This window comes from Prosthecobacter sp., from assembly GCF_046154365.1.
GTDB lineage: Bacteria > Verrucomicrobiota > Verrucomicrobiia > Verrucomicrobiales > Verrucomicrobiaceae > Prosthecobacter.
Map to the genome: position 1 here is coordinate 1 of NZ_JBJXFV010000083.1, position 25494 is coordinate 25494.

18 protein-coding genes and 1 tRNA gene are annotated in these 25494 nt (G+C 60.1%); 10 read left to right on the forward strand and 9 right to left on the reverse strand.

Annotated features, from left to right (window positions below; translation table 11 throughout):
- Positions 1–271: 271 nt before the first annotated feature.
- The 3 genes from ACKVY0_RS10830 to ACKVY0_RS10840 all read left to right on the forward strand — a co-directional run bounded on the left by ACKVY0_RS10830 (position 272) and on the right by ACKVY0_RS10840 (position 2691).
- Positions 272–829 (forward strand): SOUL family heme-binding protein, encoded by a 558-nt coding sequence (locus ACKVY0_RS10830; protein ID WP_409214834.1) that lies wholly within the window; start codon positions 272–274, stop codon positions 827–829.
- Positions 830–836: 7 nt separating this feature from the next.
- Positions 837–1715, forward strand: a complete 879-nt coding sequence (locus ACKVY0_RS10835) for a TIGR01777 family oxidoreductase (protein ID WP_409214835.1) — start codon at positions 837–839, stop codon at positions 1713–1715.
- A gap of 97 nt (positions 1716–1812) precedes the next feature.
- Positions 1813–2691: an HAD family hydrolase gene (locus tag ACKVY0_RS10840; RefSeq protein ID WP_409214836.1), complete on the forward strand. Its 879-nt coding sequence runs from the start codon at positions 1813–1815 to the stop codon at positions 2689–2691.
- A gap of 2 nt (positions 2692–2693) precedes the next feature.
- Here ACKVY0_RS10840 and ACKVY0_RS10845 read toward each other — a convergent pair whose 3' ends face one another.
- Complete coding sequence (locus ACKVY0_RS10845) at positions 2694–3665, reverse strand: NAD-dependent epimerase/dehydratase family protein (protein ID WP_409214837.1); 972 nt, start codon at positions 3663–3665, stop codon at positions 2694–2696.
- A 398-nt stretch (positions 3666–4063) separates the two neighbouring features.
- Positions 4064–4312 (reverse strand): hypothetical protein, encoded by a 249-nt coding sequence (locus ACKVY0_RS10850; RefSeq protein WP_409214838.1) that lies wholly within the window; start codon positions 4310–4312, stop codon positions 4064–4066.
- A 244-nt stretch (positions 4313–4556) separates the two neighbouring features.
- Between ACKVY0_RS10850 and ACKVY0_RS10855 the strand changes: the two genes are divergently transcribed.
- A complete protein-coding gene (locus ACKVY0_RS10855; RefSeq protein WP_409214839.1) occupies positions 4557–4826 on the forward strand; it encodes a hypothetical protein in 270 nt (89 codons plus the stop codon).
- Positions 4827–5053: 227 nt separating this feature from the next.
- Here ACKVY0_RS10855 and lptD read toward each other — a convergent pair whose 3' ends face one another.
- Entirely contained in the window at positions 5054–7534 is a 2481-nt protein-coding gene (gene lptD / locus ACKVY0_RS10860) for an LPS assembly protein LptD (protein ID WP_409214840.1), read from the reverse strand.
- A 128-nt stretch (positions 7535–7662) separates the two neighbouring features.
- On the reverse strand, positions 7663–8457 hold the full coding sequence (gene lpxA / locus ACKVY0_RS10865) for an acyl-ACP--UDP-N-acetylglucosamine O-acyltransferase (protein WP_409214841.1): 795 nt from the start codon (positions 8455–8457) through the stop codon (positions 7663–7665).
- A 122-nt stretch (positions 8458–8579) separates the two neighbouring features.
- Here lpxA and ACKVY0_RS10870 point away from each other — a divergent pair.
- Positions 8580–8666: transfer RNA gene (locus ACKVY0_RS10870), tRNA-Ser, on the forward strand.
- Positions 8667–8671: 5 nt separating this feature from the next.
- On the opposite strand, the gene pbpC is transcribed toward ACKVY0_RS10870, so the two are convergent.
- Together pbpC and ACKVY0_RS10880 are read right to left on the reverse strand one after the other, a co-directional pair.
- Positions 8672–10918, reverse strand: a complete 2247-nt coding sequence (pbpC, locus tag ACKVY0_RS10875; RefSeq protein ID WP_409214842.1) for a penicillin-binding protein 1C — start codon at positions 10916–10918, stop codon at positions 8672–8674.
- A gap of 282 nt (positions 10919–11200) precedes the next feature.
- Positions 11201–17065 carry an alpha-2-macroglobulin gene (locus ACKVY0_RS10880; protein ID WP_409214843.1) on the reverse strand — a complete coding sequence of 1955 codons (5865 nt, stop codon included), beginning with the start codon at positions 17063–17065 and terminating at the stop codon, positions 11201–11203.
- A gap of 143 nt (positions 17066–17208) precedes the next feature.
- Between ACKVY0_RS10880 and ACKVY0_RS10885 the strand changes: the two genes are divergently transcribed.
- Positions 17209–19626 (forward strand): DUF1592 domain-containing protein, encoded by a 2418-nt coding sequence (locus ACKVY0_RS10885; RefSeq protein WP_409214844.1) that lies wholly within the window; start codon positions 17209–17211, stop codon positions 19624–19626.
- A 55-nt stretch (positions 19627–19681) separates the two neighbouring features.
- On the opposite strand, the gene ACKVY0_RS10890 is transcribed toward ACKVY0_RS10885, so the two are convergent.
- Both ACKVY0_RS10890 and ACKVY0_RS10895 read right to left on the reverse strand, forming a co-directional pair.
- Positions 19682–19876, reverse strand: a complete 195-nt coding sequence (locus tag ACKVY0_RS10890) for a hypothetical protein (protein WP_409214845.1) — start codon at positions 19874–19876, stop codon at positions 19682–19684.
- Entirely contained in the window at positions 19873–20412 is a 540-nt protein-coding gene (locus tag ACKVY0_RS10895; protein WP_409214846.1) for a hypothetical protein, read from the reverse strand. The genes ACKVY0_RS10890 and ACKVY0_RS10895 overlap by 4 nt, the downstream gene beginning before the upstream one ends.
- Before the next feature lie 117 nt (positions 20413–20529).
- On the opposite strand from ACKVY0_RS10895, the gene ACKVY0_RS10900 reads away from it, so the two are divergent.
- From ACKVY0_RS10900 to ACKVY0_RS10915, 4 genes are all read left to right on the forward strand, one after another.
- Positions 20530–21093 carry a hypothetical protein gene (locus ACKVY0_RS10900; RefSeq protein ID WP_409214847.1) on the forward strand — a complete coding sequence of 188 codons (564 nt, stop codon included), beginning with the start codon at positions 20530–20532 and terminating at the stop codon, positions 21091–21093.
- Positions 21035–22366: a DUF1552 domain-containing protein gene (locus tag ACKVY0_RS10905; protein WP_409214848.1), complete on the forward strand. Its 1332-nt coding sequence runs from the start codon at positions 21035–21037 to the stop codon at positions 22364–22366. Before ACKVY0_RS10900 ends, ACKVY0_RS10905 begins: the two co-directional genes overlap by 59 nt.
- 87 nt (positions 22367–22453) lie before the next feature.
- The gene (locus ACKVY0_RS10910) at positions 22454–23662 is read left to right on the forward strand and encodes a hypothetical protein (RefSeq protein ID WP_409214849.1); all 1209 of its coding nucleotides are present in this window, start codon (positions 22454–22456) and stop codon (positions 23660–23662) included.
- 12 nt (positions 23663–23674) lie between these two features.
- Positions 23675–24637 carry a hypothetical protein gene (locus ACKVY0_RS10915; RefSeq protein WP_409214850.1) on the forward strand — a complete coding sequence of 321 codons (963 nt, stop codon included), beginning with the start codon at positions 23675–23677 and terminating at the stop codon, positions 24635–24637.
- Positions 24638–24646: 9 nt separating this feature from the next.
- Here ACKVY0_RS10915 and ACKVY0_RS10920 read toward each other — a convergent pair whose 3' ends face one another.
- Positions 24647–25447 carry an SWIM zinc finger family protein gene (locus tag ACKVY0_RS10920; RefSeq protein ID WP_409214851.1) on the reverse strand — a complete coding sequence of 267 codons (801 nt, stop codon included), beginning with the start codon at positions 25445–25447 and terminating at the stop codon, positions 24647–24649.
- Positions 25448–25494: the final 47 nt, after the last annotated feature.

Consider the following 25494-nt stretch of genomic DNA (forward strand, 5'->3'; position numbering starts at 1 on the left):
CCTTGATCACAAAGTGCGGTACTCCTGAGTTCGGGGAAAACAAGACGGCATGCCGAATGCTACCACGCATTGTAACATGAAATGAGCGCGGCAGCGTCTTGGAGTGCTCCAGCCCTCTGGAGCTTTCCGTGAGCCTGGGGACGTTCGAAAGCGACGGAGGGCCGCCGCACTCCAGGACGCTGCCGCGAGCCTCCACCTGCAAACAACAACCCATGGCAGCCTTGCCGACATTTCCTGACAGCCCGAATCCCGCTCAAAGCGTATCCCCAGCATGAAAAAATGGTTCACTTGGGTCCTCGTCACCATCGGAGCTGCACTCGGCATCACTGCGTGCGTCACATCGCGTTCGGGTTACGAAACGGCACCTTACAAAGTCATCCGCACAGACGGAGACTTCGAAATTCGCGAGTATCCCGAGCTAAAAATCGCCACCACGGCTCGGGATGCGGACAATTCGAGCTTCATGCGCCTCTTCCGCTACATCGACGGCGGGAACGTGGCGAAAGAAAAGATCGCCATGACGACGCCGGTCTTCATGGTGGATGGGAAAATGGCTTTTGTGGTGCCAGAGAAGCACCAGGCCGCCACACCCGCTCCGGCCTCTGCCCAGGTCATTGTGGACACGATGAAGGCACAGCGCGTGGCCGTGCTGCGCTTCAGCGGCAGCCGCACGAAGGACAGCGAGCCCCAGTCCATGGAAAAGCTGCGGGTGTGGATGAAGCAGAACCAGCTCATGGAAGCCGGTGCCCCCTTCAGCGCCTACTATGATCCGCCATGGACGCCGGGATTCATGCGGCGCAATGAAGTGCTGGTTCCCACTACTCACTAAAGTTCTCATGCGCATCGGCATCACAGGAGCGACGGGCTTCATCGGCAGGCACCTCTCAGCTTCTGCTCGGAAGCAAGGGCATGAAGTGGTCGCGTATTCACGCAGGCTGGGATCGGGTTTGACTCAGCCTAAAGAAGCACCGCATGCGCTGCCTGAGACGAAACTCGATGCGCTGGTGCATCTTTCGGGTGAATCGCTCTTGGGATTTTGGACACATGAAAAGCGTGACCGCATCTGGAAAAGCCGCGTGGACTTCACCGAGGCGCTGGTGGCGCATCTGGCAAAATGGAAGCCGGAGAACCGGCCCAAGGCGCTGGTTTGCGCGTCAGGAGCGGGATTCTACGGCAACAGCGGAACGGAGCTGGTGGATGAGAGTGCTCCGCGTGGCGAGGGTTTTCTGGCCGATGTGTGCGCGGGCTGGGAGAAAGCGGCGCTGCGTGCGGAATCACTCGGAATGCGGGTGATCCTGCTGCGCACCGGCATGGTGCTTGGCACCGATGGCGGGGCGTTTCCGCTGTTGAAGCGTGTGTTTGGTCTCGGACTTGGTGGCAGGTTGGGAGCTGGAACGCAGGGAATGGCCTGGATTCACATCGACGATGCGGTGGGCCTCATCCTGAAGTCGATTGAGACCGAATCCGTGCGTGGACCGGTGAATTTGTGTGCGCCCGAGGCAGTGACGAACGCGGAGTTCACGCAACAACTGGCTGCGGTGCTGAAACGCCCGGCGTTTTTCCATGCGCCAGCGTTTGCGCTGAAACTCCTGCTGCGCGGCATGGCGGAGGAGATGCTGCTGGGCGGACAGCGAGTGATTCCTCGCGTTGCGACGGAGATGGGCTACGGTTTCGCGCATCTGACACTCTCTGGCGCGTTGAAGGCGCTGGTCTGAGGTTTGCAATTGTTGGCAATGGTTTGCCGTGGTTGGCGATTGTTCCAAACAACGGCAAACGATTGCCAACCACCGCCAACCATCGCAAACTCCCACCATGGCTTCCCAACAGACCACCATCGGCATCATCTACGATTACGACCAGACGCTCAGCCCCACTTACATGCAGGATGAGACGCTGTTCCCGCACTTCGGGATCAATCCCGGGCAGTTCTGGAAGCGCAGCCGTGAACTCGTCGATACGGAGGGCTACGACGGCGAACTGGCCTACCTGAAGTGCATGCTGGACTACCTGGACATGGACCGGCCCACCAATGAGGACTTGCGGAAGCTGGGTGAGAAACTGCGCTTTTACAAAGGGGTGCCTGAGCTGTTCGGCGAGCTGAATGCCGTGCTCAACGACCAGCACCGGCTGCTGGGCGTGAAAGTCGAGCACTACATCATCTCCAGCGGCTTGAAGGCGCTGCTGGACGGCTCGGCGCTGGCGCCGTTCGTGAAGCGCATCTTCGGCTGCGAGTTCGGCGAGGACAAAAACGGCCGTATCACCTTCCCCAAGCGCGTGATCAGCCACACGACGAAAACGCAGTACATTTTTCGCATCAACAAAGGCATGCTGGAGCCGCACGAGGATGTGAATGATCATATGGCACCGGAATTGCGGCCCATTCCCTTCCAGCACATGATCTATGTCGGCGACGGCCCCACGGACGTGCCGTGCTTCACGCTGATGAAGCGCTACGGCGGTCATGCGGTGGCGGTTTACAATCCCGACGAGACGAACCGCAGCAGCTTCCGCAAATGCTACCAGCTCAACGGCCTGGCCGACCGCGTGAAACACATCGCGCCCGCCGATTACCGCCCCGGCAGCCATCTGCGGCTGCTGCTGGAGGAGATGGTGCTGGAGATCGCCGACGGCATCGTGCGCAAGAAGCGCCAGGAGATCGAGGACGGCACGGTGTCAGCGCCGCATTTCTGATTTCAGTTCACCGCAATGCCGCGTGAGCGCATGTCGCGGAACCATTCGACATATTTGGGGACGCCTTGGGCGATGGTGGTGGTCGGCTTGAAGCCAATCAACGCGTTCGCCTTGCTGACATCGGCGGAGGTGATGGGCACGTCGCCGGGCTGGTCGGGGAGCTGGTTGATGGTGGCTGTTTTGCCGAGCGCCTGCTCGATGGTGGTGATCAGATCGTTGAGCGAGACGTTCTGCGAGCCGCCGAGATTGAAAATCTCGCAGATCGGACCGGTGCGGTAGTTCAGAGAGCCGATGATGCCATCGACGATGTCGTTGATGAAGGTGTAGTCACGCCGGGTGGTGCCATCGCCGAATTTGTCGATGGGTTTGCCGTCTTCGATGAGGCGGGTGAACTTGGAAATGGCCAGGTCGGGGCGCTGGCGCGGACCATAGACGGTGAAGAAGCGCAGGTTGACGGTCTTGATGCCGTAGAGGTGGCTGTAGTTCGAGCACATCTGCTCGCCGGCCATCTTGGTCATGGCATAGGGGCTGATGGTCTGGAGGATGGGGTCGGTCTCGGCAAAGGGCACCTTTTTGTTCACGCCATAGACGGAGGAACTGCTGGCGCAGACAAAGTGCTTCACGCCGGTGCGACGGGCGGCTTCGAGGAGATTGAAGGTGCCTTTGATGTTCGTGTCGATATAAAGCTCGGGCTGCTCGATGGACGGGCGCACGCCGGCACGGGCGGCAAGGTGGATGACGGCATCAAAACGGCCCTCGTCGAAGGTTTCGGCCACAAACAGAGGGTCGGTGATGTCGCCCAGGCTGAATTTCACCTTGGGGCCGAGGGCGCGGAGGTTTTCGCGTTTGAGCGCCGGATTGTAGTAGTCGTTGAGGCTGTCGAGGATGGTGATCTGCCCCGCGTCATCGCGCAGCAGGCGTTCGACGGTGTGGGAGCCGATGAAACCGGCTCCGCCAGTGACAAGAATGTTCATGCGAGGAAGGACTGGCGGAGTGGTTGCCACCGCCTGAGGGGCTGATTAATGATCGCCGGGCGGACAATTGCAAGACATGAGGAGAAAGGGATTGACGCATGGGGGCAAATTTCGCTAAATGTGGCCGGAATTATCCGAATCTGTTTCTTTCCCACTTTCCGTATCCTTTAAACCATGAGCGACCCCGATAATACGCCACCCAGCTCGACGCCCAAGACCGCCGCAGTCCCGCTGAAGAAAGAAACCGTGCGCATCACCCTGCGTGGCCGCCCTGGGGCGGGGGTCACCCAGCCACGCGAGTCCACGTCACCTATTTCACCGGCCACGGGAGGAATTCCGGCGTCCTTGAACACCACTTCCGTGGTGCCGATGATGGCCAAAAAGGCCACGGCTCCGATTCAACTGCCCTCGGCACCGTTGCCACCGCCCGCGCCCAAGTCGAGCACCACGCCGGTGAAGCTGCCTGCGCCGCCGATGTCGCCGCCGTCGAAGAAGACCACCTCCGCCGTTCCCGTGGCTTCATCGCCCCCGCCGACGGCTCCAGCGCCCTCCGGCTCGATGCCTCCCCCGGCCCGGCCGATCGCTCCGCCCACGGCTCCGAAACCACCCGGAGCACCTACGGCATCGAGACCCGCCCCTCCCCCCATGGCTGGCCTGCCCGCTGCCACCCGCCCTCTCAGTCAAAATCCAGCGGCACCGCCCCCGCGCACCGAAACCGGCGCCCCCACCGTTGCACTGCAAAAACCCACAGCCGGGGGACCACGCCCGCCTGGAGCAGGCACCGGCCCCATGGTCGGCGGACCGACAGCACCGCTGCCCAAAGCCACGGTAAAACTGCAGCCTACGCAGGCCATGCAGCGCCCGTCCATCTCGGCACCGCCGAGCGCTCCTGTGAAACGCAGCGCCGCAGCTGACGCAGAACAGTTCTATGAGGAAAAAGATCCTGAGGCCGGTTTGGTGCCGCTTTCGGTAATCTGCTTCGTGCTCTCGGCTATTCTGATGGTGGTGCAGATGTTTGGCGCGGATGCGGTCAAATCTGATCCGACCGGCGAATCTCCCATCATGGTGCCAACCGCCAACAAGCAGGATTGGGAAAGCAAAAATATCGTGACCGGTGTCTGGACCAACAAGTTCAAAGACACCCTGCTGCCGATTCCTTGAGCTATACGTCTGCCCAAAAAAACTTCGACTTCAATCCCCCTCACGTCATGCCTCTTGCCTGGTTAGTTTTCATCCTCGCCGTCGCCACCTTGGCGCTCAATTTCCTCGCCAAAAGCGGCGGCATGTGATGCCTTCCACAGCAGGGTTGCGGACTTCGAAAGATCCCGCACACCCGCACATGCGGTAATATTGAAATTTTTACGAGCAGGCGTGCATCCCAACCGCCGCTACTGCTTGCCGCCGCGACCGGTGGGGTTCGGATCGACATCGAGGTCGAAGTTGAGCTGCGGGAAGTCTTTGAGTGTGAAGGAAAGCAGGATGCCAAAATCGGCAGCCCCGCCTTGGTTGTCACGTGCCATCACGCCGATGGAAGCCACCCAACTGCTGAGGTCACGTGAAAGACTATAGCTCTGGAACTGTAGCGTGCCGTCACTCCCCTCATAGATGTGGTTCATGTTGAAGCCGTAGTTGTCTGTCAGGCGTGCATAAACGCGGGTGTAAAGCAGGCTGCTGTCCTGAAAGAAGGGATGGTCGGAAATGTGCTGGTGCCCGACCTCAAAGGAGGTGTTTCGAGTCGGCAGCCAGATGATGCCGTTGTTGGCTTCGGTAAAGCTGCCGACCCCGCTGCCGATGGGCAGTTGCAGGTCTGACTTCAAAGTGATCCACGGCACCGGACGCCAGAACACCTCATTGTACAGGTTGGAAAGGCTGCGTGTGAACTCGGGATCTTTGCCAAACACGTCCACATAGGTGTTCATGCCCGCCCAAGTGTAAGTCTGACTGTCACCACCCTCCAGCGTGCCAAGGAAACTGCCGTTGCCGTTGCCGTTGCTGGTGGTGTAATCACGCTTGGTCTGCAACAGATTGCGGAAACCAAGCCGCGCCACGTTCCATGAGCGCAGGCTGTCCACGGCGGTGAACGTGAGGACATCGATGGAACGAGGCCGCGTGGTGGGCGAGAGCCTGTCGATGGCCGGCAGTCCGGCATTTTGGGTGGCGTCCAGATAGGAATAGTTCAAGTAGGGCTGAAAGACATGGCGGATGCCGTTGATCCCGAATGATGGCACCTGCGTATCACTCCAGGTTTTGGTGAGCTTGAAGGAAACATCCAGCCCCAGGTGAAGGATGCCACGCGTAAAGCTCGTCAACCCGGTGGTGCTGCCGTCAATGCTGCCATAGCTGGTCATGCCGAAGCCAATTCGCGGCGTCACATTCAGCCAACCCAGATACGTCTTTGGATACAGCAGCTCGTGATAGGTGTGGAAACGGGTAAAATCCGGCTCCTGCAGCCTGCTGCCGATGACTCCAAGCCCTTGCGCGACATCAGTCCCGGTTAATGCCGAATTCCTTGGTCGCCCGACCAAGCTCAGATAGGAGGCCGGAGCGGTTCCCAGTGGATCCGCCAGCACGACCCCCAAGCCGCCCGCCCCCAGTATCTGCAACCGCAGCAGTTCATCCTGCTCCTGCCTGCCCACAACTTCGTTGTAAACACCGGCAGTGATTGTGCCTTGGTGAAAAATACCCGAACCAAACAAGGGCCTGCGCACAAAATCGAATGACAACTCCGGCAGACGCGTCGTCGTGCGGTAAAAGTCATTCATCTTGAACTTGGCCATCAGGGTGGCGACGTAGGCATCATTGGTGTGAATGAGGGACACCAGGTTATCAGGCTCGCGGTCCGTGCGGAAGTCGTTGAAAAAGAAGTCCTCGTAAAAATGGATGTCGCTGATCTTGTTGAGGTCAAAATCCAAGTACCAAGTGCTAACATCCGGGCCGGGGAGGTAGATGCGATGTTGGAAATTGGCCCGATATCGGGTCTGGTTCACCGGAAAGCGCGTGCTGCCCGCCAAGTTCGTTGACACGGCGTTGTCGCTGACCGCATAGAGCTTCAAAACGCCAAAGTTTTGCATGTTGCCCCGGTGGCGCATGGAGATGAAGTCCACGCCACCGCCCACGCCGCGCTTGCTGCGCAGATCGAATTTGTACTTCGCAAAAGTATGGTCCCCGTGCTGAACTGCGTATTGCGTCAGCAAAAAAGCCCCCCAGCGGCTCTGATAACCGGGGCTGAAACGATAACCTGAATCATCATTCAATGATTTGGTGACCTTCGGCAACCAGAAGAAAGGTGTATCACCCGCATACAGCTTAACATCGCGCAACACGGCCTTGTCCCCCGGGTAAACCGTCAGTTCCTTGGACCCCATACGGAAATTTGGATTCTGCACATCATGCGATGTGAAGGAGACGCCCGTAGCATCAATCCGGTTTGCTAATTTGCTCTCCGAGTGGAAATCTTCAGCTTTAAAGAAAACCATCCCCGCAGACTTGGGCGTTCCCGATGATGTGCCTGAAGCGCTCATCCCCGACGAGCCCGCCGGCATGCCAGAAATCACATTATGCCCCGACATCTCCCCGGTGATCGAATTATAAGTGATCGAATCGCCACGATAAATCGTGCCTGCCTTCCAAATCGTCACGCCATCGCGTGCGACGACCTCGCCAGTCGTCTGGTTGTACTGCGCGCTGCCGCTGCGCATTTCGACATCGCCATACAAGATATGCACATCCCCCGTGACCGTGACGACCCCTGTTTCAGGGTCCATCGTGGTCGCCAAGCCTCGGATGTTCAGATCGGTCGTGAGGCTGTCGAGGAGGGATTGTCCGTTCGCTATCCCGGCTGCCGCCAAGACGCAAACAAAGACCGTCACGCAAAATCTAGGAAAGTTCATAGCACGGGAGGACATCGGCCCGCGAAAGCAGGTAATGTTGGCTGTTTCAATAGGCCACTGGCGTCCCGGTGACAAGAAAAAGCCGGACTTTTTTCATCCCAAATAGTTCAGTCATCTTCACGACTAGGACGGACCGGACAAATGCCTTTTTTACTTGGTGCCTGCACGAACTCCAGCAGCCGCCGGGCCTTTTCCGGCCATTCCTGCGCCGCCGCCTGTTCCGCTGCCTGCTTCAGGTTCATGCCAGAACAGAACAAAAGCTGGAACATGTCTTTGATCGCCCCCCGGTCCTCTGCCGTGAACCCCTGACGCCGCAGCCCGACTACATTCATCCCCGTGATCCGGTTCAGGCGCCTCGCCCCGCAGCAGTAATGTGGGATGTCCTTGCTGAACGCCCCATTCCCCTGCACCACGCAGTAATCCCCGATGCGCAGAAACTGGTGAAATACCGCCCCGCCGCCGAGGAATGTGTGGCTCCCCACATGAATGTGTCCGGCCAGCAAAACACCGTTCGCCAGAATGTTCTTGTCTCCCAGGACCACGTCATGTGCCAGGTGACTGGTCGCCATCAGGAAATTCTCATTCCCGATCCGCGTCACCCCGCCAGGCTTGCTGCCGCGGTGGATCGTCACATGCTCGCGAATCACATTCTTTTTGCCCAAAACCACACTGCTGACCGTGGCGGGATCAAAGCCCAAATCCTGCGGCTCTCCACCGATCACCGCCCCACGCCCGATCCACGTCCCCTCCCCCACCACCACATGCCCCACGAGCTGCGCATGCGCCTCGATCTTGCATCCCGCACCGACCTCAGCCGCCCCGTCGATCACCACATACGGGCCAATTTCGGCCGAAGGGTCAATTTGGGCTCTTGGGTCAATCAGGGCGGTCGCGTGAATCATGCGCGCCGATCATGAATGCCACCGCGTTATTGATCAATCCCGACTTGCATCATCCTGCGCAAACTTCCACTTGGCATGCCGCCGCCTGTTGCGTACTATCGCCGCTCCGCAACGCGGCACCAGGAGAGGTGGTCGAGTGGTTTATGGCTCCAGTCTTGAAAACTGGCGTGGGGTAATTCTCACCGTGGGTTCGAATCCCACCCTCTCCGCGCTCTTACGGCACCATCTCCACGCGCACCTCCACCGCAGCGCTGCGTCCGTGATCATCCAGCACATGAACCCGCCACTTGCCAGCGGAGGCAGCCCACATCACTGGCGTTGCTGGATCGCTGGCACCAAGAAAGCGTGATCCGGCAAACCAGAACACGCGATTTACCCCCGGAGCCGTGTCCGCACGCAGCGGAATCGCCTGCCGCTTCGCATCCGAGGCTTGCAACGTGTAAATCAAGGCCGCACGCGGCGACACAATCTTCGGCACGGCTGCAGCATCAGCAGAAACCAGCGCCTCCGCGCTCGGCTCCAGCGGCGGCGGCGTTTTGCGCGGCACACCGGCCAGTTTGAACATCTCCAGCAGATCCGGCGGCCAGAATTCATACACTTCGCGCTTCAAATCGCGCTTTCCATCATCACGCGCCACTCGCAGCCCGGTCGCCGCATCCACCAGCACCTCGCGATGAATGTCACACGGCGTGATCGGCGACACACCGGGAATAAAGCCGCCCGGCACGCGATGCTGGCAGTGCGGCGTCGGCAGTTGGCCCGACACCGCGCACAACTCCACCTGCTCGATGCCCGCAGGCGGCGTCTCACGCTTCATCGGCAGCCGCAGATGTCGAAACGTCTCGAACAACAGCGGCGCGGCGCACTCACGCGCGATGAACGCCGGATTCGCCTTGCCATTGAAGTTTCCGATCCACACCACCAGCACATAGTCGCCACGAATGCCCGCCGCCCAGGCATCGCGAAAGCCATGCGACGTGCCCGTCTTCCATGTCACTGCGGGATCATCCAGCGCCGGTTCACCTTCACGCGTGCGCAGCATCTCCCGCGTCAGATAGCGTGCCTCCGTCGTCAGCAATGACTTCGCAGTCATCGCCGCTCCATCTTTGAAATACTGCACCCGCCGCGTGCAGCCATCATTCGCCAGCAGTGCATACAATTCCGCCAGCTCCTCCATCGACACCTCGCCACCGCCGAGCGGCAGCGCCAGTCCATAAAACTCCGCAGGCCGAGGCAACGCCACACTGGCATCTTTGAGAAAGCCATACAAGCCCGGTGCAGCGAGTCGTTGCGCCAACGTCACCGCTGGAATGTTGCGGCTGTGATATAGCGCGTCCTGCGCTGAAATTGGCCCCGCAAAATGGCGATCAAAATTCTCCGGGTTGTAGCTGCCAAAGGCCATGCGTCCATCCCGCAGCAACGTGTGCGGATGAATCAGCCCTTCCTGCATCGCCAGCGCATAAATAAACGGCTTCAATGCCGATCCGGGCGAGCGCCGCGCCATCACGCCGTCCACCTGGCCTTGAATCGTGCTGTCCAGAAAGCGGCCCGACCCCACATAGGCCAGCACCTCGCGTGTCGGCGCATGCACCAGCAACGCACACGCATTCGTGATGCCCACCTCACGCTTGCGCGCCACATAATCATTCACTGCCTGCTCCACGCCGCGCTGACGCTCCGCGTTCAAGGTGCAGCGCACCGGCACGCCGGAACTGATGCGATCATCCGCCGCTTTCTCCGCAAACAACCGCCGGGCCAGATGCGGTGCCTCACGCGGCACCGGCTGCAACTGCCGCAGCGTAAACGCCGCGTCGAGCGGATCGGCAGGGAAGCCTCGTTCCTCGCGCAAACGCTCCCACAGTCGATGCTGCGCTGTCGCTAGACTCGCATTCTCACCGCTCGCACGCGGACGCCGTGTCGTCGGACTTTGCGGCAGCACGGACAGCGCCACTGCCTCGCGCATCGTCAGTTCACGCGCGGGTTTACCGCACCACAGCAAACTCGCCGCGCCCACACCCTCCACATTGCCGCCGTAGGGCGCTTGATTCAGGTAAGCCTCCAAAATTTCGTCCTTCGTGTGATGGCGCTCCATCTGCACCGCGCGAAACATCTGCCAAGCCTTTCCCCACGGCGTGCGCGTGTGCAAACCGTAGCGCAATCGCGCCAACTGCATCGTGATCGTCGATCCTCCGCCTTTAGCCGAACCCGAAACGACTCCCCATGCCGCACGCAGCAACGAAAGCGGATTCACCCCCGGATGCTCATGAAAATGCCGGTCCTCCAACGTCAGCGTCGCCTCGATCAAGGCCGGACTGATCTCCTGCCGCGGCGTGAAGCGGCTATACTTCCCATCCGGCGTCAGCGCCAGATGCAGCAGCCGCCCGTTGCGATCTTCCAGCGTCCGCGAAAAACGAAACTCCGACGGATACAGCTCCGGCCTCGGCAACAGCAGCCAGATCAAAGCCGCAGCCAGCAACAATCCACCTATCCAGCACGCCAAACGCCTGCTCCGTCGCCATCTTCTGCCATTCCCCTCACCCGACCTCTCCCCGAAGGCAACCGACCAACCATCGCCACGCTCGGCGGGGAGAGGGGAGCCGCTTTTACAACTGCCAGCATTTCCAAGTGCCTCAAAACGATCCCCCTCTCCCCGCCCCTGACTCGGCTGCTCCACGATCAACTTCGGGGAGAGGTCGGGTGAGGGGCCGGAATCAGACCGCTGTTGCTGCTCGTGCATGACGTTTTACTCAACGCTCACCTTGCCACCGCCATCACGCCCCTTGATGCCGCGGTCATACATGCTCTCCGCAAACACCGGCGGAATCACATAACTGCCCGCAGCGATCGGTTTGATGCGATAGGCGAAGGTTTTCACCTCGCCCTTGCCCAGACCGCAGAAGAACACGTTTCGATCCTCGCGCACATCGACGTAATCCGCGCCCGGCATCGTGCCACGGCCGGGTTTGAGGCCGTTCGGCTCCAGTTCGAAGCTGCCGGGCATCAAATCGAGCACGGCGATGTTGTTCAACGCATCCGGCGAAACATTGCGCACGGTCAAGCGCACCAACGCCCCTTCGCCGACCTTCAGTTTCGCCACCGCATTGCCATCGGCGCCCAAAATTTCGCGGAAGACCTCCAGACCGTCGGCGATGCGTTGTGTCAGCACGCCTTTGTCAAAACCGGCCTCCGTCACCTGATAAAACGCGCCCAGATCGCGACCACCGCCCTGTGCGAGACCAAAGCGCAAGCCTCCTGCTTGTGCGCTGAAGTCGCTCTTGATCAAACCTGTCGTCTCCGGCACCAAAATGCTCGGCACACCGCCCTGACGCGACAGTTCGCTCAACGACACGCGCACACCCGACTGCTTCGCCAGATCCGAATACGCCTTCAACGCCAGGATCGTCGTGGCGGCGCTGATTGTGTTGAAGCGATTGCGCGCCAGCGGCTCCGTGATCACCGCGAGATCGTCATAGCCAAAGTTCCCGGCCAGTTCCGGGAAGTGTTTGCACACCACCGCAAAGCCCTCCGCCTGGCTCACCTGCGGATCGAGATAATACCAGCCACGCCAGCCATCCACCGCCTTGCCTTTCCGCACCGCCGCCCAGTAATCCTGCATCAACACCGTCGCTTCCTTCTTCTGTTGCAGCAGCGCATAGGTGCCCGCCAGATACGCCGACACCACATGCGTGCGCCACGCCTCCTGATGCTTCTGCCGCAGATGATCACGCAGGTTCAACACAAACGTGGACGTGTTCTCACCATGCCGCGTGAGCAGGTAAATCGCCGCCGCCTGGATCGAAGCCTCATCAAGTCCGCTCACCGTGCTGCGTGCGATCTGCTGCATGCGTTTGCGTGCGCCTTCGAGCAATGCCGACGGCACCGCATGTCCCGCATCACGCGCCTCGGTGAGGAAGCGCGTCACATAGACCGAGAGATAATCCACGCCCGCATTCGCGTCCGAATCCCAGTAGCCGAAGCCACCGTTCGAGTGCTGACGGCTGCGCAGCAAACTGAACGCCACATCAAGCTGCTGCGCCGAATCCGCCGCATCAAAACCGAAGTCCACTTCCTTAGCGAGCAGCAGGCGTGACATCGCCCGGCTCGTGATCTGCTCGGAGCAGCCATACGGATACTCATGCAGATATGACTCCAGTCCGCGTGTCAGACCGAGTGGCAGCGCTGATCCGGTGGCCTGGAGCTTGCGATACTGCGGGAACATCTCACGCGTGACCTTCACTTCATGCGTGTTCTCGCGGAAGTAACCGCTCTGCACATGCGTGAGGAAGGGCGCAGCCGGTCGCACGCTGAGCGTGGCACGTCGCAGCACCACCTGCCCAGCCGCTTCGGCTTTGAACGTGATCTCCGCGCTGCCAAGTTCCTCCTTCACCCGCACACGGAAACGCACCGTGTCCTCCTTGCCGGTGGCCACATTGATCGCTCCCTGCGGCGATTCGATCACCTCCAGATGCGGCGTGACCTGCGCCACAATGCTGATCGGTGAATTCGCGTCCGCGCCTTCGAGATTGTTCGCCACAGTAAGCGAGGCGGTGAATTCATCGCCCGGTGCGGCAAAGAACGGCACGTTCGGCGTCAGCACCAGCGGTCCGCGCACGATGCTGCTCGTTTCGGCACGGCCTACACCATCTTCGGCGACGGTGACGGCCATGACGTTGAGTTTGCCGGCAAAGTAATCCGGCACCGTGTAGCTGACTTCACGACGTTCGGGGCCTGCGGCGATCAAACCGGACCAGAACACCACCGGCGGCTCCTTGCGGCGCTTGAACGGGTTCAAATTGAGCCGCAGCGGCTTGTCCGCATCACCGCCGAAAGCCTTGTGCTGCGCGATGAGTGAAAATTCGGGCAGAATCAGGTCCATGAGCTGTTCTGTCTCGACTTCGAGCGCCCGTTTGCGATTCAGATGCTCCAGTGCATCAGGCAGCTTGTAGTCAGTGATCTGGTGAATGCCCGCATCGACCGCATAGACGACGATCCGGCACGGTTTCGCGGCCTGGAAGCCGATCTTCATCACCTCACCCGGCTTCACTTTCTCCGGCGCGTCGATCTTCACCTCGATGCGGCGTTTGTCGGGATTTGCCACGAAATGCTCCACCGCGTAGCTCAGCGGCGACGTGAAAATCTCTTTCGAGTCGAGCGCACGCACAAACGACGCATTCACATAGGCCGATCCTTCGATGTCGTTCGGCACCGTGATGTGCTGCACGCTCGCCGTGGTGCCCGCCTTAAACCACTGCCAGCCCAAAACGCGTTCGCGTTCGACGGTGATGAGGCCCGCACCGGTGTAAGTCGCGCTCAGGCTTGCTTCGAGCGATTCACCGCTGTTCCAGGTGCCGCGTGCGAGTTTGATCTCCAGTTCCGCATCACGTTCCATGCTGCGTTCGAGATCGCCCTTGCCCACAATCGTGAACGGCGTGGCGCACACGACGTTGTTCTCCGCATCACGCAGTTCAAGTCGGAACTCACCAGCGGCATTCGTGGGCAGCGTGTAGTTCGCGCCTTCCACTGGCAGCGCAAAACGCGCCTCCGACACCATCGACTCACGCTGTGTGGACACATACGCATAGCTGCCGCTCTCCTGCTTCGTCAGCACCGAGACGTGCTTGATCTGAATGATGCGCGCCAGCAAATCCGGCGGCGCCAATGCCTTCAAATCCGGCCCTGCGGCGATGAAGCGCACGTTCGCCACCGTGTCCTTGCCCAGATAGTCCAGCTTCACATCAGGCTTGTAGCCGATGACATACGGCAGCGCAGCGACGAGAAAATTCTTCCCGCCACGCACGCTGCGTCCGCCATCCGCTTCAAAGCCTTCGACCAGCAAACTCACCTGGAAGCAGCTCTTGTCGAAACGCTCCAGCGCGAGATCAAACTGCGCCTCGCCCGCGTCATCCGTGATCTGTTCTCCCAGATTGATCTTCTGACCCGCTTCAGATTCTTCATCCTCCTCAGCGGCAGGCAGCCGGTTGTGGAAGATGAACCCCGGAAACTGTGAGAAGGCGAAATCGCCCGGACTCAGCTCCATCTTCGCCTTCAGCACACGCTTCGCCGCCGGGAAGCCGAACAGTGTTTGCAGCGACACATCGGCCTTGATGTCACGCGGCTGCAACCAGCCGGCGAGTTCATCGCCGGTGAGCTTCACTTCGAGCTTCATGCGATCCGGCTGGAAGTCTTCGACCTTGAACACGGTCTGCCCCAGCCGCGTGCGCTTTTCCTCGTCATCCTTCTTCACCAGATAGAGCCGTGCGATGTAACGCCCGGTCGGATCGCTCTCATCGGTCTTCATTTTCACGTCGATGAAGCCGTCTTCGGCCAGCACGACCTTCTGCGTGTCGATCACCTCGTCCTTCGCATTGATCAAATCGACCTCCAGTGGCAGACCCGCGAGTCCGGGGGCCCAGTCACGCCGTTTCAACACGGCACCGAGATGAATTTCATCCCCAGGCCGATACACGCCGCGTTCCGTGAACAGAAACGCCTCCAGCGCCTCCTTCTCCGACGCCAGCACACCACCGATGTCGAAGCGTGAGAAATCCAGCAGGCGATCCGGCCGCTCGAATGGCAGGAACGACAAATCATTGCCCAGCGTGGCGATGATCGCCACGGGACGCTTCTCACGCTGAAAATTTCCGACATCCGGCAGCAGCGCATGGCCGTCGGCACTCTGTTGTTGCAGCAAATACTCACCATTTTTCGCCAGCACCGTGATCGTGGCACCATTCACGGGTTCACCCGATTTGATGCTCTGCACAAACACATCGCGTGAGCCGTCGGCGTTCTTCTTCACCATCAGGCCGAGATCGGTGACCAGTACGAAGCGCTTCGTCGTCGCTTCGTCCATCACCCGCCAGTCATCCTCCACGTCATCGCCTTCCGTGCGCTTTTTCGAGTCTTCCACCGGCTCCACGCCTTCCGCCGTGAGGAAGAACAAACCGCGCGATGCATCCGCATCCGAGCTGTCCGGCGTTTGCAGGGCGCTGGCAAAGTCGAGCGTCGAGTAGCAGGCCTGATACTCGTTCTTCATCGCCACCGGCTGCACGCGGCGCAGGAAACGGGCGATGTTCGATTCATCAAAATTGTCGCCCATGGTGAATTGCGGGCTGGCAAAATCGCCCTCGGTCATCACCACGAGATGATTCACCTGCCGCGCCGGCACACGGGCCATGCCCACGCGCAGAAACGGCACGCCGCGTGATTGCAGCGACAGCTTGCGCTCGCCGTTCAGCGCCAGGATGCCGCCTTTTCCGAGCAGTTGCACTTCCTTCGGGAACTCCGGCGTCGCTTCAAAACTGCGGAACTCACCGCCAAGTCGGAAACCTCCCAGCGCCTCGACACCTTTCGTGATGCGCACGAACAACCGCCCCTGCTGCTCGGTGATGAACTTGAACGCATGCCGCGTCGTCGCGGGATGATCGTCGCTCAGCTCCAGTTCCACCGCCTTCAACGTCACCGGCGCATACTTCCGCAGCACATCCTCCGTCACATCGTTCACTGCGGGAGACACGGACTCACCACGCGCATCCTTGATCGTGAACTCCTCCGGCTCCTGCCACACGCCGAGGTGTTTGAGCAGATTTTCCGTCGTGGCATAGCCCTCCGTGTTGAGAAAGAGAAACTGCTCCGGCTCACCATCCTCCGTCTTCAAAATCTCCGTGTTCGCGTTGGTGATCTTGAATCCGCTGTCGATGTCCGGCACGCGCACCTTCACCGTGAGATCGTCACCGAGCGCACGACCGCCGAGCGTGCTCGTGATCGTCTTGCGCAGCGCCACCTTCACGAAATCCTCCTTCGCCGGCACCTGAATACGTGCCGTGCGCAGCCAGAACTCACGCTGGTCCTTGCCTTCGACGACCGTGAACAGCATGTCCGGTTTCTGCCCCTTCCAGTCGAAGATTTTCGAGCCGCCCACAACCTCCAGCGTGATACTTTGCTCAAACTGCTTCTTGTCGAGCGGATGCGTGGACTTGTAGCCGACCACCACGTTTTGCAGCGATGGATCGGTTGGATCAATTTGAAACTCCGACTCGCCCGGCATGATGCTCAGTGCGGGCGTCATGCCCTTCCAGGTCGCCTCTTTCAGCGTAACCTCCTTTGGCAACTGCGCAGCGTCGAGTTTGACGGTGAACTCCTGGCCCGCAGGCCAGTCTTTCGTCGGTGTGAAGACGAGCAGCTTGTCGGTGCTCCACTTCCAGGTGCCTTCATGTGCCGGTGAGAGTGTGACTCCCGCCGCCGCTTTGCCAATCGCATCCAGTTTGGCCAGCGAGGCATCAAACGACAGCGTGAGCGGCTGCACCTGCGCCTTGTCCTTCACCACCTTTGTGAGGCCCGGCATCGAGAGCCGTCCATGCACCTCGCGCACCTGCACCAATTGTCGTGGCCGAGGACGATGCGCCTCATAATAATCCCGTACCTGAGGCACCACCACACTCAACACGCCCACGAGCACGATGGCGGACGCATAGCGCCCCGGATGCGTGTGAACCTGATGGTCGGCGGCCTTGGCGAATCGTCGCATCCAGTCCGGCGGCTGGTAATGAAATTGCCCAAACAACGCGCGCAACGCACGTGCCCACCACGAATCAGAGGAGTCGGCCATAAAAAGAGGAGATCAGTTTGGCAGAATAGACGACCCGCTTTTTCCTGCGCGGGGAATTTGTGAGTTTTATTTCGGCCCCCCGAAAACACGGGGCGGACGGCTGATAGCCACCTCCGTCCAGTGCGTATGTGATTGACCCATCCATGCCCGCCCGTCGCTTTTTGCTGCCATTTTCCGCCTTGTCCCTGTGGACGTCCGCCTCCCATGCCGCGCTCGACCCGCAAGTGAGCACCTACTTTGAGCAGCACTGCCTGAAGTGCCATGACGCCGATGTGCAGAAGGGCGACTTCCGCCTCGACACGCTCTCGCCCAAGGTGGGCTTTGAGAACAATCCGCAGTGGCTGGAGATCATGGAGCGCATCAACTCGGGCGAGATGCCGCCGAAGAAGGAGAAGGTGAAGCCGTCGGCGGAGGCAAGTGCGCGAGTGGTGGAGTGGATCGCCTCGAAGATGAGGGAGGGCGAATCGGCACGCATGGCGTCGCGGGCGAAGGTGACCTTCAACCGGCTGACGCGTGACGAATATGTGAACACCATGCGCGACCTCATCGGCGTGGAATACGATGCCAAGGACCCCGGCGCATTGCTGGAAGACCCGGAGTGGCATGGATTTGAGCGCATCGGCTCGGTGCTGACGCTGTCGCCCTCGAACATCGAAAAATATCTCGCGGCGGCGGAGACGGTCTTGAACGAGGCCTATCCTGATCCACCCGCGAAGAACGCAAAACCCGCGCCGCCCTTTGGTGGCTCGAAGCCTGTGCTTTATGAGGAGCAAGTGAGCGAGCGGCATCGCGAACGGCTGCGTGAACTCGGCTTGCTGGACAAGGTGCGCTACGAGATGTGGCCGGGCGATATTTTCCGTTACTCCTTGCTCAAAGACCCACTGCCTGAGGCCGGCGTCTATGAAATCAGCTACACGCTCAGCGGCTTGAAGCCGCCCAAAGGCCGTGCGCCCAGGCTGAAGGTGTATGAGTCGAAACTGGACCGCGTGCTGTTTGAGCAGGACATCGTCGCCGATGAAGACAAGCCTATCACCGTGACTTTTCGCACGCACTTGCCGAAGGGCAGGCCGAACATCGAGGTGTATAACGATGTGCCCGGCCCCTCGAACCTGCCACGCTCAGGCCGCCATGGCGACGTGCCGTTCATCAGCACCAAGATCGGTCGCAGTCCGTGGCAAATGAAGCTCACGGATGAGCAGGGCCAGCCGCGCTATCCGTTTCTGATCATGGATTCCATTGCGTGGAAGGGACCGATCATTGCGGACGAGGAAAAGAAGCTCCGCGACGACTACATGCCAACCGAAGAGGGCAACATGCAGCAGGTGCGCGACTGTCTCGCCACACTGGCACGGCGGGCGTTTCGTCGGCCAGTCACAGACGAGGAGATCGATGGCTATATGACCATTGTGAAGAGCGAACTCGAGGCGAAGGAAAAGTTCCGCGACGCGGTGAAGGCCGGGATGCTGGCGATCTTGAACTCGAAGAGCTTTCTCTTCCTCGCGGAAGGTGACGAGAACGCCCAGCGCAACACGCTCAACGACTGGGAGATCGCCTCGCGCTTGTCCTACCTGCTCTGGAGCACGATGCCGGACACGGAACTCCTCGCGCTCGCCGAGCAAGGCAAGCTGCACGACAAAGCCGAACTCTCGCGCCAAGTCGTGCGCATGCTGAAAGACGAGCGCTCGGAGCGCTTCACGGATGCCTTCAGCTCACAGTGGCTCCGGCTGCGCAAGGTCGGCATGTTCCAGCCCGACAAGAAACTCTACCCCGACTACGACAAGGCGCTGGAGAACAGCATGATCCGCGAAACGCAGACCTTCTTCCGCGAAGTGCTCAAGAGCGGCCTCACGTTGCGCGAATTCCTGAACTCCGACTGGAGCATGATGAATCCTTTGCTCGCGTGGTTTTACGGCTTGCCGACGGCGATCAGCGGCGCTGATGAATTCGTCCGCGTGAGCCTCCCTGCAGACAGTCATCGTGGCGGACTGCTCACGCAGGCAGCCATCCTCTCCCTCACCTCCGACGGCGTGCGCCATCGCCCCGTGCATCGCGGTGTGTGGGTCATGGAGTCCATCTTTGGCAAATCACCACCGCCACCACCTGCAAACGTCGATCCCATCGCCACGAATCCCGCCACTCCGAAAGCCACGCTCCGCGAGAAGCTCGAAGCCCACATCCACGATGCGAGCTGCGCCGCGTGCCACGCGAAGATCGACCCGCTCGGCCTCGCCTTCGAAAACTACGATGCCATCGGCCGCTGGCGCACCGAGGAAGTCACCGACGGCGTCGGCGCGAACCCAAAGGTGACTGCCACAGGCAAACTGCCTGATGGGCGCGAATACAAAGATGCCGATGAGTTCAAGAAGCTGCTCGCACATGACATCGACGCCTTCAATCACACCTTCATCGAAAAGCTCGCGACGTATGGCCTGCGCCGCAGCATGAGTTTCAGTGATCGCGATGAGCTGAAGAAGATCGCCGCCGTGAGCAAGGCGAAGGATTATCGCCTGAGAGACCTTGTCGAGGCGTTGGTGTGCTCGGAGCTGTTTTTGAAGAGGTAGCTTCGAGTGGCACTCGAAGCCGAACGTCCCAAGCCGATTCGATTGCCAATCGAATCTATTCCGTTACCCCACGCGGCTCCCGCAAATGCTTCACGCCGTGTTTGCGGCCATTGTCGATCATCCACGCGACATAGCGATAGCGTTCCATCAACGGCAGCTTGCTCACGCGGGCGATCTCATCGCCGAAGGCGCGGCGGAGATAGTCCTCAAAGATGGAGGGCTTTTCTTCGGCGGTACTGGCGGCGTTCATGACGGCGATTGTAGCCCGGGAATGAGCAAAGTGAAGTTTGGAATCACATTGGGCAGCCAGGAGGCCATCTCCGGGTTCATGCCAAACAGCGCCTCTGTCTTGGCCGACTCGATCATGCCCGCCAAAATCTCCGGATTGAGCGGCATGGGTGGCAAATGAGCTTCTGCGCAGGCCACACGAAGTTGATGATCCTCCTGAAGGCTCAAGTTTTTCCCAGCCGAAGCTTTTCTGACAGCAGCAAGATAAGGCCGAAGCAGGTGCTCATATTCCAAAACACGCCGCTTGGAGAGTTCCTGCCAGAATGCCCGCTCAAGTCGGAGAACTGCTCCAAGGCCGGAGCTGCGATCCAGCAGCATTTGAAGCGAGGGACGTGCCTGGATGGCCTCAAATGGAATCACTGGATGGCGAGCCAGCAGGTCAGCCATCCGATCCTCATCATAAATGTGCAGCCAGCCTCGCGGATCACCGCTTTCGACCATTTTGACACCCAGGGCGGTCAGAAACGGCCAGTCTTTATCACGTCCAGTGCGCTTCATGTCAGCGACGATGTGAGGATGCACATACGGTGGGATCATTTCGTCAAACCACGACGAACGAGCACGCGGAGCGATGCCAAACACATCCAGATAGCCATCCGTGCCAGGCCACTCGAAATGACTCGTCCATCCGCCTTTCAGCCAGCGGGCGTCCAGTGGCGGGCTGATGTTGCCGCGATACTGGCATGGCGAATCGCCAAGGCGGCTCTCGGCAAGCAGAGCGAGGAACTTATCGGCCATCGCTGGATCGCACAGCAGGTCGCAGTCTTTGGTCGATTCGGCCACCGCAAAGGCCACGCAGGCCATTGCGTTCGTGATAGCGCAACAAATGCCGCGTTCCTGCGCCCTGCTCACCAGGTCGAGGTAGAACTCGATGATCTCATATTGATTCATTGCGACCGCACTAAGGCTGCTGCTTCGGTATCTTCAAGTAATGCATGGCAGGACAAAGTCGCTGGCCGAAAACCGCATGAAATCCGCCCCACGAGTTCTCGGGGGGCGCGCAAGACTTGGCCCGTGGTCAACGTGATGTCTGGCGAACTACGCTGCCTTGGCTTTCAGGGCGGAATAACGCTCCACCACTTCAAGGTCCATGGCCCATCTCAATCTCAACCGCTGGCAAATGAGCCGCCGCCAGATGCTGCGCGGCCTTGGCGCTTCCATCTCACTGCCATTGCTTGATGCCATGGCCGCATTGCCCGCGCCGTCGAAACCGAAGCGCAGCGTATTCCTCTACATCCCGAACGGCGTGAACACACTGACGTGGCAGATCGATAAAGCGGGCGCGGATTACCAGTTCACGAAGCCGCTCATGCCGCTCGAAAAACACCGCGCCGACATCACGCCGATCAGCGGTCTGCATCACCCGATGGTGATCGGCAAGCATCACAACTGCGAGAAGGTCTGGCTCACGGGTGCGAACGTCCCCGGTGATGGCGGTGCCTTCCGCAACACCGTCTCCACCGACCAGCTTATCGCCGAAGTGCATGGCGCGGCGACGCGCTTCTCGTCGTTGGAGATGGCCATCGAAGGCACCTCGCTCGCGTGGTCGAAGGACGGCATCCAAATTCCTGCCGAGCGGAACACGCAGCAGATTTTCAACGTGCTCTTCGGCGTTGAGAAGGACAGCAAAGAGACCATTCGCCGCCGCCTCAGTCGTCGCGGCAGCATCCTTGATCTCGTGGCTGACGACGCGAAGCGCGTGAACAACAAGCTCGGCAGCGAGGACCGCAACAAGCTCGACGAGTATTTGACCGCCGTGCGCCAAGTGGAAGAGCGCACGCGTCGTGCCGACGAATGGCTCAACGTGCCGAAGCCCGCCGTGCCCGCCGCCGAAGCCGCACGTCTTCAGCGCAAACTCAGCATGGCCGAGGCGGGCGAGTATTACCGTCTCTTCTACGACCTCATGGTCATGGCCCTGCGCACAGATTCCACACGCGTCATCACCTGCGGCATCGGTGGTGAAGGCAACGCCAGCGGCATCCCCGAGATCGGCATTCTCCAGACTCGCCACGGCCTCAGCCATCACAACGGCGACCCCGAGCAGCTCCGCCGCCTCACCGAGACCGACGCCTTCCTCATCGGCCAGCTCAGCTACTTCCTCGACCAGCTCAAGGAGCACAAGGAAGGCGACACGCCCTTGCTCGACACCACGCAAATCCTCTGGGGCAGCGGCATGGCCTACGGCCACAGTCACGGCAACGCCAACCTCCCCACCATCCTCGCCGGCGGCAAAGCGCTCGGCTACAAGCACGGCACGCACGTCGATTTCAACCTGCCCAAGATCGGCAAATACGACGTCACCAACGCCCAGGAACACTACAAGATCTGCTCCCGCCCCGTCGATGGCGACGCCCGCGTCAGCAACCTGCTGCTCACCATGCTGCAACGCGTCGATGTAAAGACGGACACGTTCCAGGACAGCGTGCGGACGATCTCACAGATCGTTGCCTGAACATCAACCACAGAGGACACGGAGAAACACAGAGCAATGTGCCTTGTGAAACTCTGTGTCCCGCTGTGAACTCTGTGGTTTAATCCTATGCGTTTTCTTCTTGTCCTCTGCTTTCTCACCTCACTCCTCCACGCCGAGGACAAACCCAAGTTCCGCACCGATGCCGATGGGCCGGTAAAGGCGGACGAGAAGAAGCGGAACCCCAAGGACAAGAAGCTCGACGACAAACCCGGATGGTATCAGCTCGTCGAAGGCCAGTTCCCGCCGGAAGGCTCCGCGCACGCCGTCTCAGGCGAACTCATTCGTGTCGATCACATGGAGCGCCGCTTTCAGATTCGGGTGGATCGCAATGACAGCCAGGATCGCGGCGTGTGGGACTTGCCGCTGGATGCGGGGTTGCTGCCGTATGGCTCCATCTGGTATCACGGCGCACCGGCGGCGTTGCAAGACATCCCGCTGGGCACGCATCTGCACGGTTTGTTTTATATGGCCGATCCGAACGACAAAACCCCGCCTCCCGACACCTTCTACAGGCGCAAGACCCCCGAGTTCGACTTCCGCCGCTGCTTCCGCATCGAGGACGACTTCACGCATCACGCGCGGCAGAAGCAGCTTTGGAAAATCGACAGCGTGGACCTCGCCACGATGAAACTCACCGCCTCACTGCCAGGCGGCCAACCGAAGATCTTCGATCTTCTCGCCAGCACCCGCGTCTTCAAAGGCAACGGCTTCGCCGATCTCAAAGCCCTGCAACCCGGCCAGAGCGTTCTCTTCAACCTCACCTGGGTCACGCTCTACGGCCCCGGCCGCATCACCGAACTCTGGCTCGACGCACCGGCCCGCGCCCGCGCCACAGCGCATCAACTCGAACGCCACCGCATCCACACCCGCGAGCGCGGCCTGCCCGGCTGGGTCACTGCCGTCGAGGACGAGCCGCAACTCGTCACCGTCACCTTCTTTGGCAACGTCGATCCCAAGCTCTTCGACGAACTCACTCGCGTGGACCCCAACGCCCCGCCGCCGAAAGAGCCACCACCGACCAATGATCCTCGCGGCGGTCTTGCCGTCGCCCGCGACACCCTTATGGCCTACGACCCCGTGAACGACCGCAAAACCGGCGGCATCCTTGAGGTGAAGAAAATCCCCATCGAACCCGGCAGCAGCGGCGTGCAGATCAAACTCAAGATGGACCTGATGCTCGAAGGCTACCGCCCGAAACGCATCGTGCGTTTTTACCCGCCCACTTGGAAAGTGAACGCACTGCCCAAGGAAGAAGAGTTCTTCGGGAAAGAATAACCCCCCCTCACCATGAAATTGCTTTTCGCCACCCTCCTCGCCTTCACCATCGTTGGTTTCGCCGCCGACACGCCTCCCACCAAGCCCGCGCTCAAGATCACGCCCGGCAAGGTCATCATACCCTTCGACAAAATGCAGCGCCCATGGGGCGAGTTGATCAGCGTCGATCTCGTCACCCGTACGGGGAAGTTCCGCCGCGAGAGCAACGATGAAGTCGTCAGCTTCACCGTCACGCCCTACGCCGAACTGCTGCATCACGCCACGAACGGTGATTTGCAGGACTTCCGCATCGGTGAGCGCGCCATCTTCCGCCTGCATGAAAACGAGAAGGGCGAGTGGGTGTGGCTCACTTACATCCAGGACGAGATGAACATGATGAACGGCCACAAGGAATACTTCCATGTGGATCAAATCGACGCCGCCACCGGCAAACTCACCACCACCTGGGCCAACGGCGACATGACCTTCGTGCGCGAGAAGGGGGTGGTCATCGAGACTGACAAGGAGACCCGCTATTGGAAGGCCGGCCAGCCCGCCAAGTTCACCGACATCAAGGTTAGCGACAAACTCCGCACCAAGACCCACGGCATCGGCCAAGGTAAAACCCGCATAGCCTGGGAGGTCTTCCTTGATGACGACAGCCTGCTCAAATTCCAGACCGAGCAAAAAGCCATTCACGACGCCCGCATTCTCGAACAAGGCGCTGCTGGTTACATCAACGAATCTGGCGGCACGAAACTCGTGCTCACGCTGTTCAACGAAGGCGAGGCGCAGGTGAAGCAACTCAAGAAGGGAATCAGCATCCGCGTCGCTCCCACCGGAGGCGATCGCAAGCCCACCACCGATCCCATCTCCGGTAAAGTCACCCTGCTTGGCAAAAATGGCCGCCAGACTCAAGTCACACTCGAACTGACTGCTCCCGCCGAAAAATTCCAACCCACAGGACTCGCGAGGTTGTGGGTGGCGCAGCCGTGATGCGAGCCATCACGGCTTCTTCGTTTTCTTGGCCACTTTCTTCGCCGTCTTCGGTTTCGCGGCCTTTTTTTTCACAGGCTTGGATTCCTCAATGACCGGCGGAATCGTCTCCGCACTCAAATCGATGCCAAAGATTGCCGAGAGATCCGCGCCAGCCAGATCACCCGCGTTCGCGGAGAGGTCTGTAATCGCGGCACTGCTCGCATTCGACAGCAGTTCCGCCTGATCCACGCCACGCAGCGTGAAGAGCAGTTCGGGCTGCGTGTCGAGCAGCACACCCACGCCATAGAGCACGGCGGACACATGCTTGCACATGTCCGCATGATCGGGACACGAGCAGTCAAAGCGGATCTCCTTCGGCTTCGGGAACAAGCCGTCCTGCGGGTCGGTCAGCACGCGCATCAAACCGTCGCCGAGTTTGCCCGCGAGTAAATCCAGCATCGACCCGACCTGTCCCGCGCCTGATTTCACGATCTCCTGCCACTGCTTCTTCGGCAGCGGCTGGATGTGAATGCTCGTGTCATACAGCTCTGAGCCTGCCACCACGGCGCTGAGCTTGCCCGCCGCAATTTTAAGATTGTACACTTTCCCTTGGCGCAAATAACTGCGACCGCGCGGCAGGCGGGACTCATACTGCTGATACGATTCGAGATTCTTGCACCAAGACTGGCCCCAAAACGTCGCGCAGAGTTTTTTCTGCCCCGCCGGTGCTGGCAGCACTTCAAATTTCTCGCCACGCTTCTTCCGCTTCGCGATCTCGCGTTGCAGCCGGGCTTTTTGCTCGCGCACATCTTCATAGGACCACCACATGGCGGTGTGTTTACACGTTTCCACGTCAGAAAAAAGCAAAAGATGGC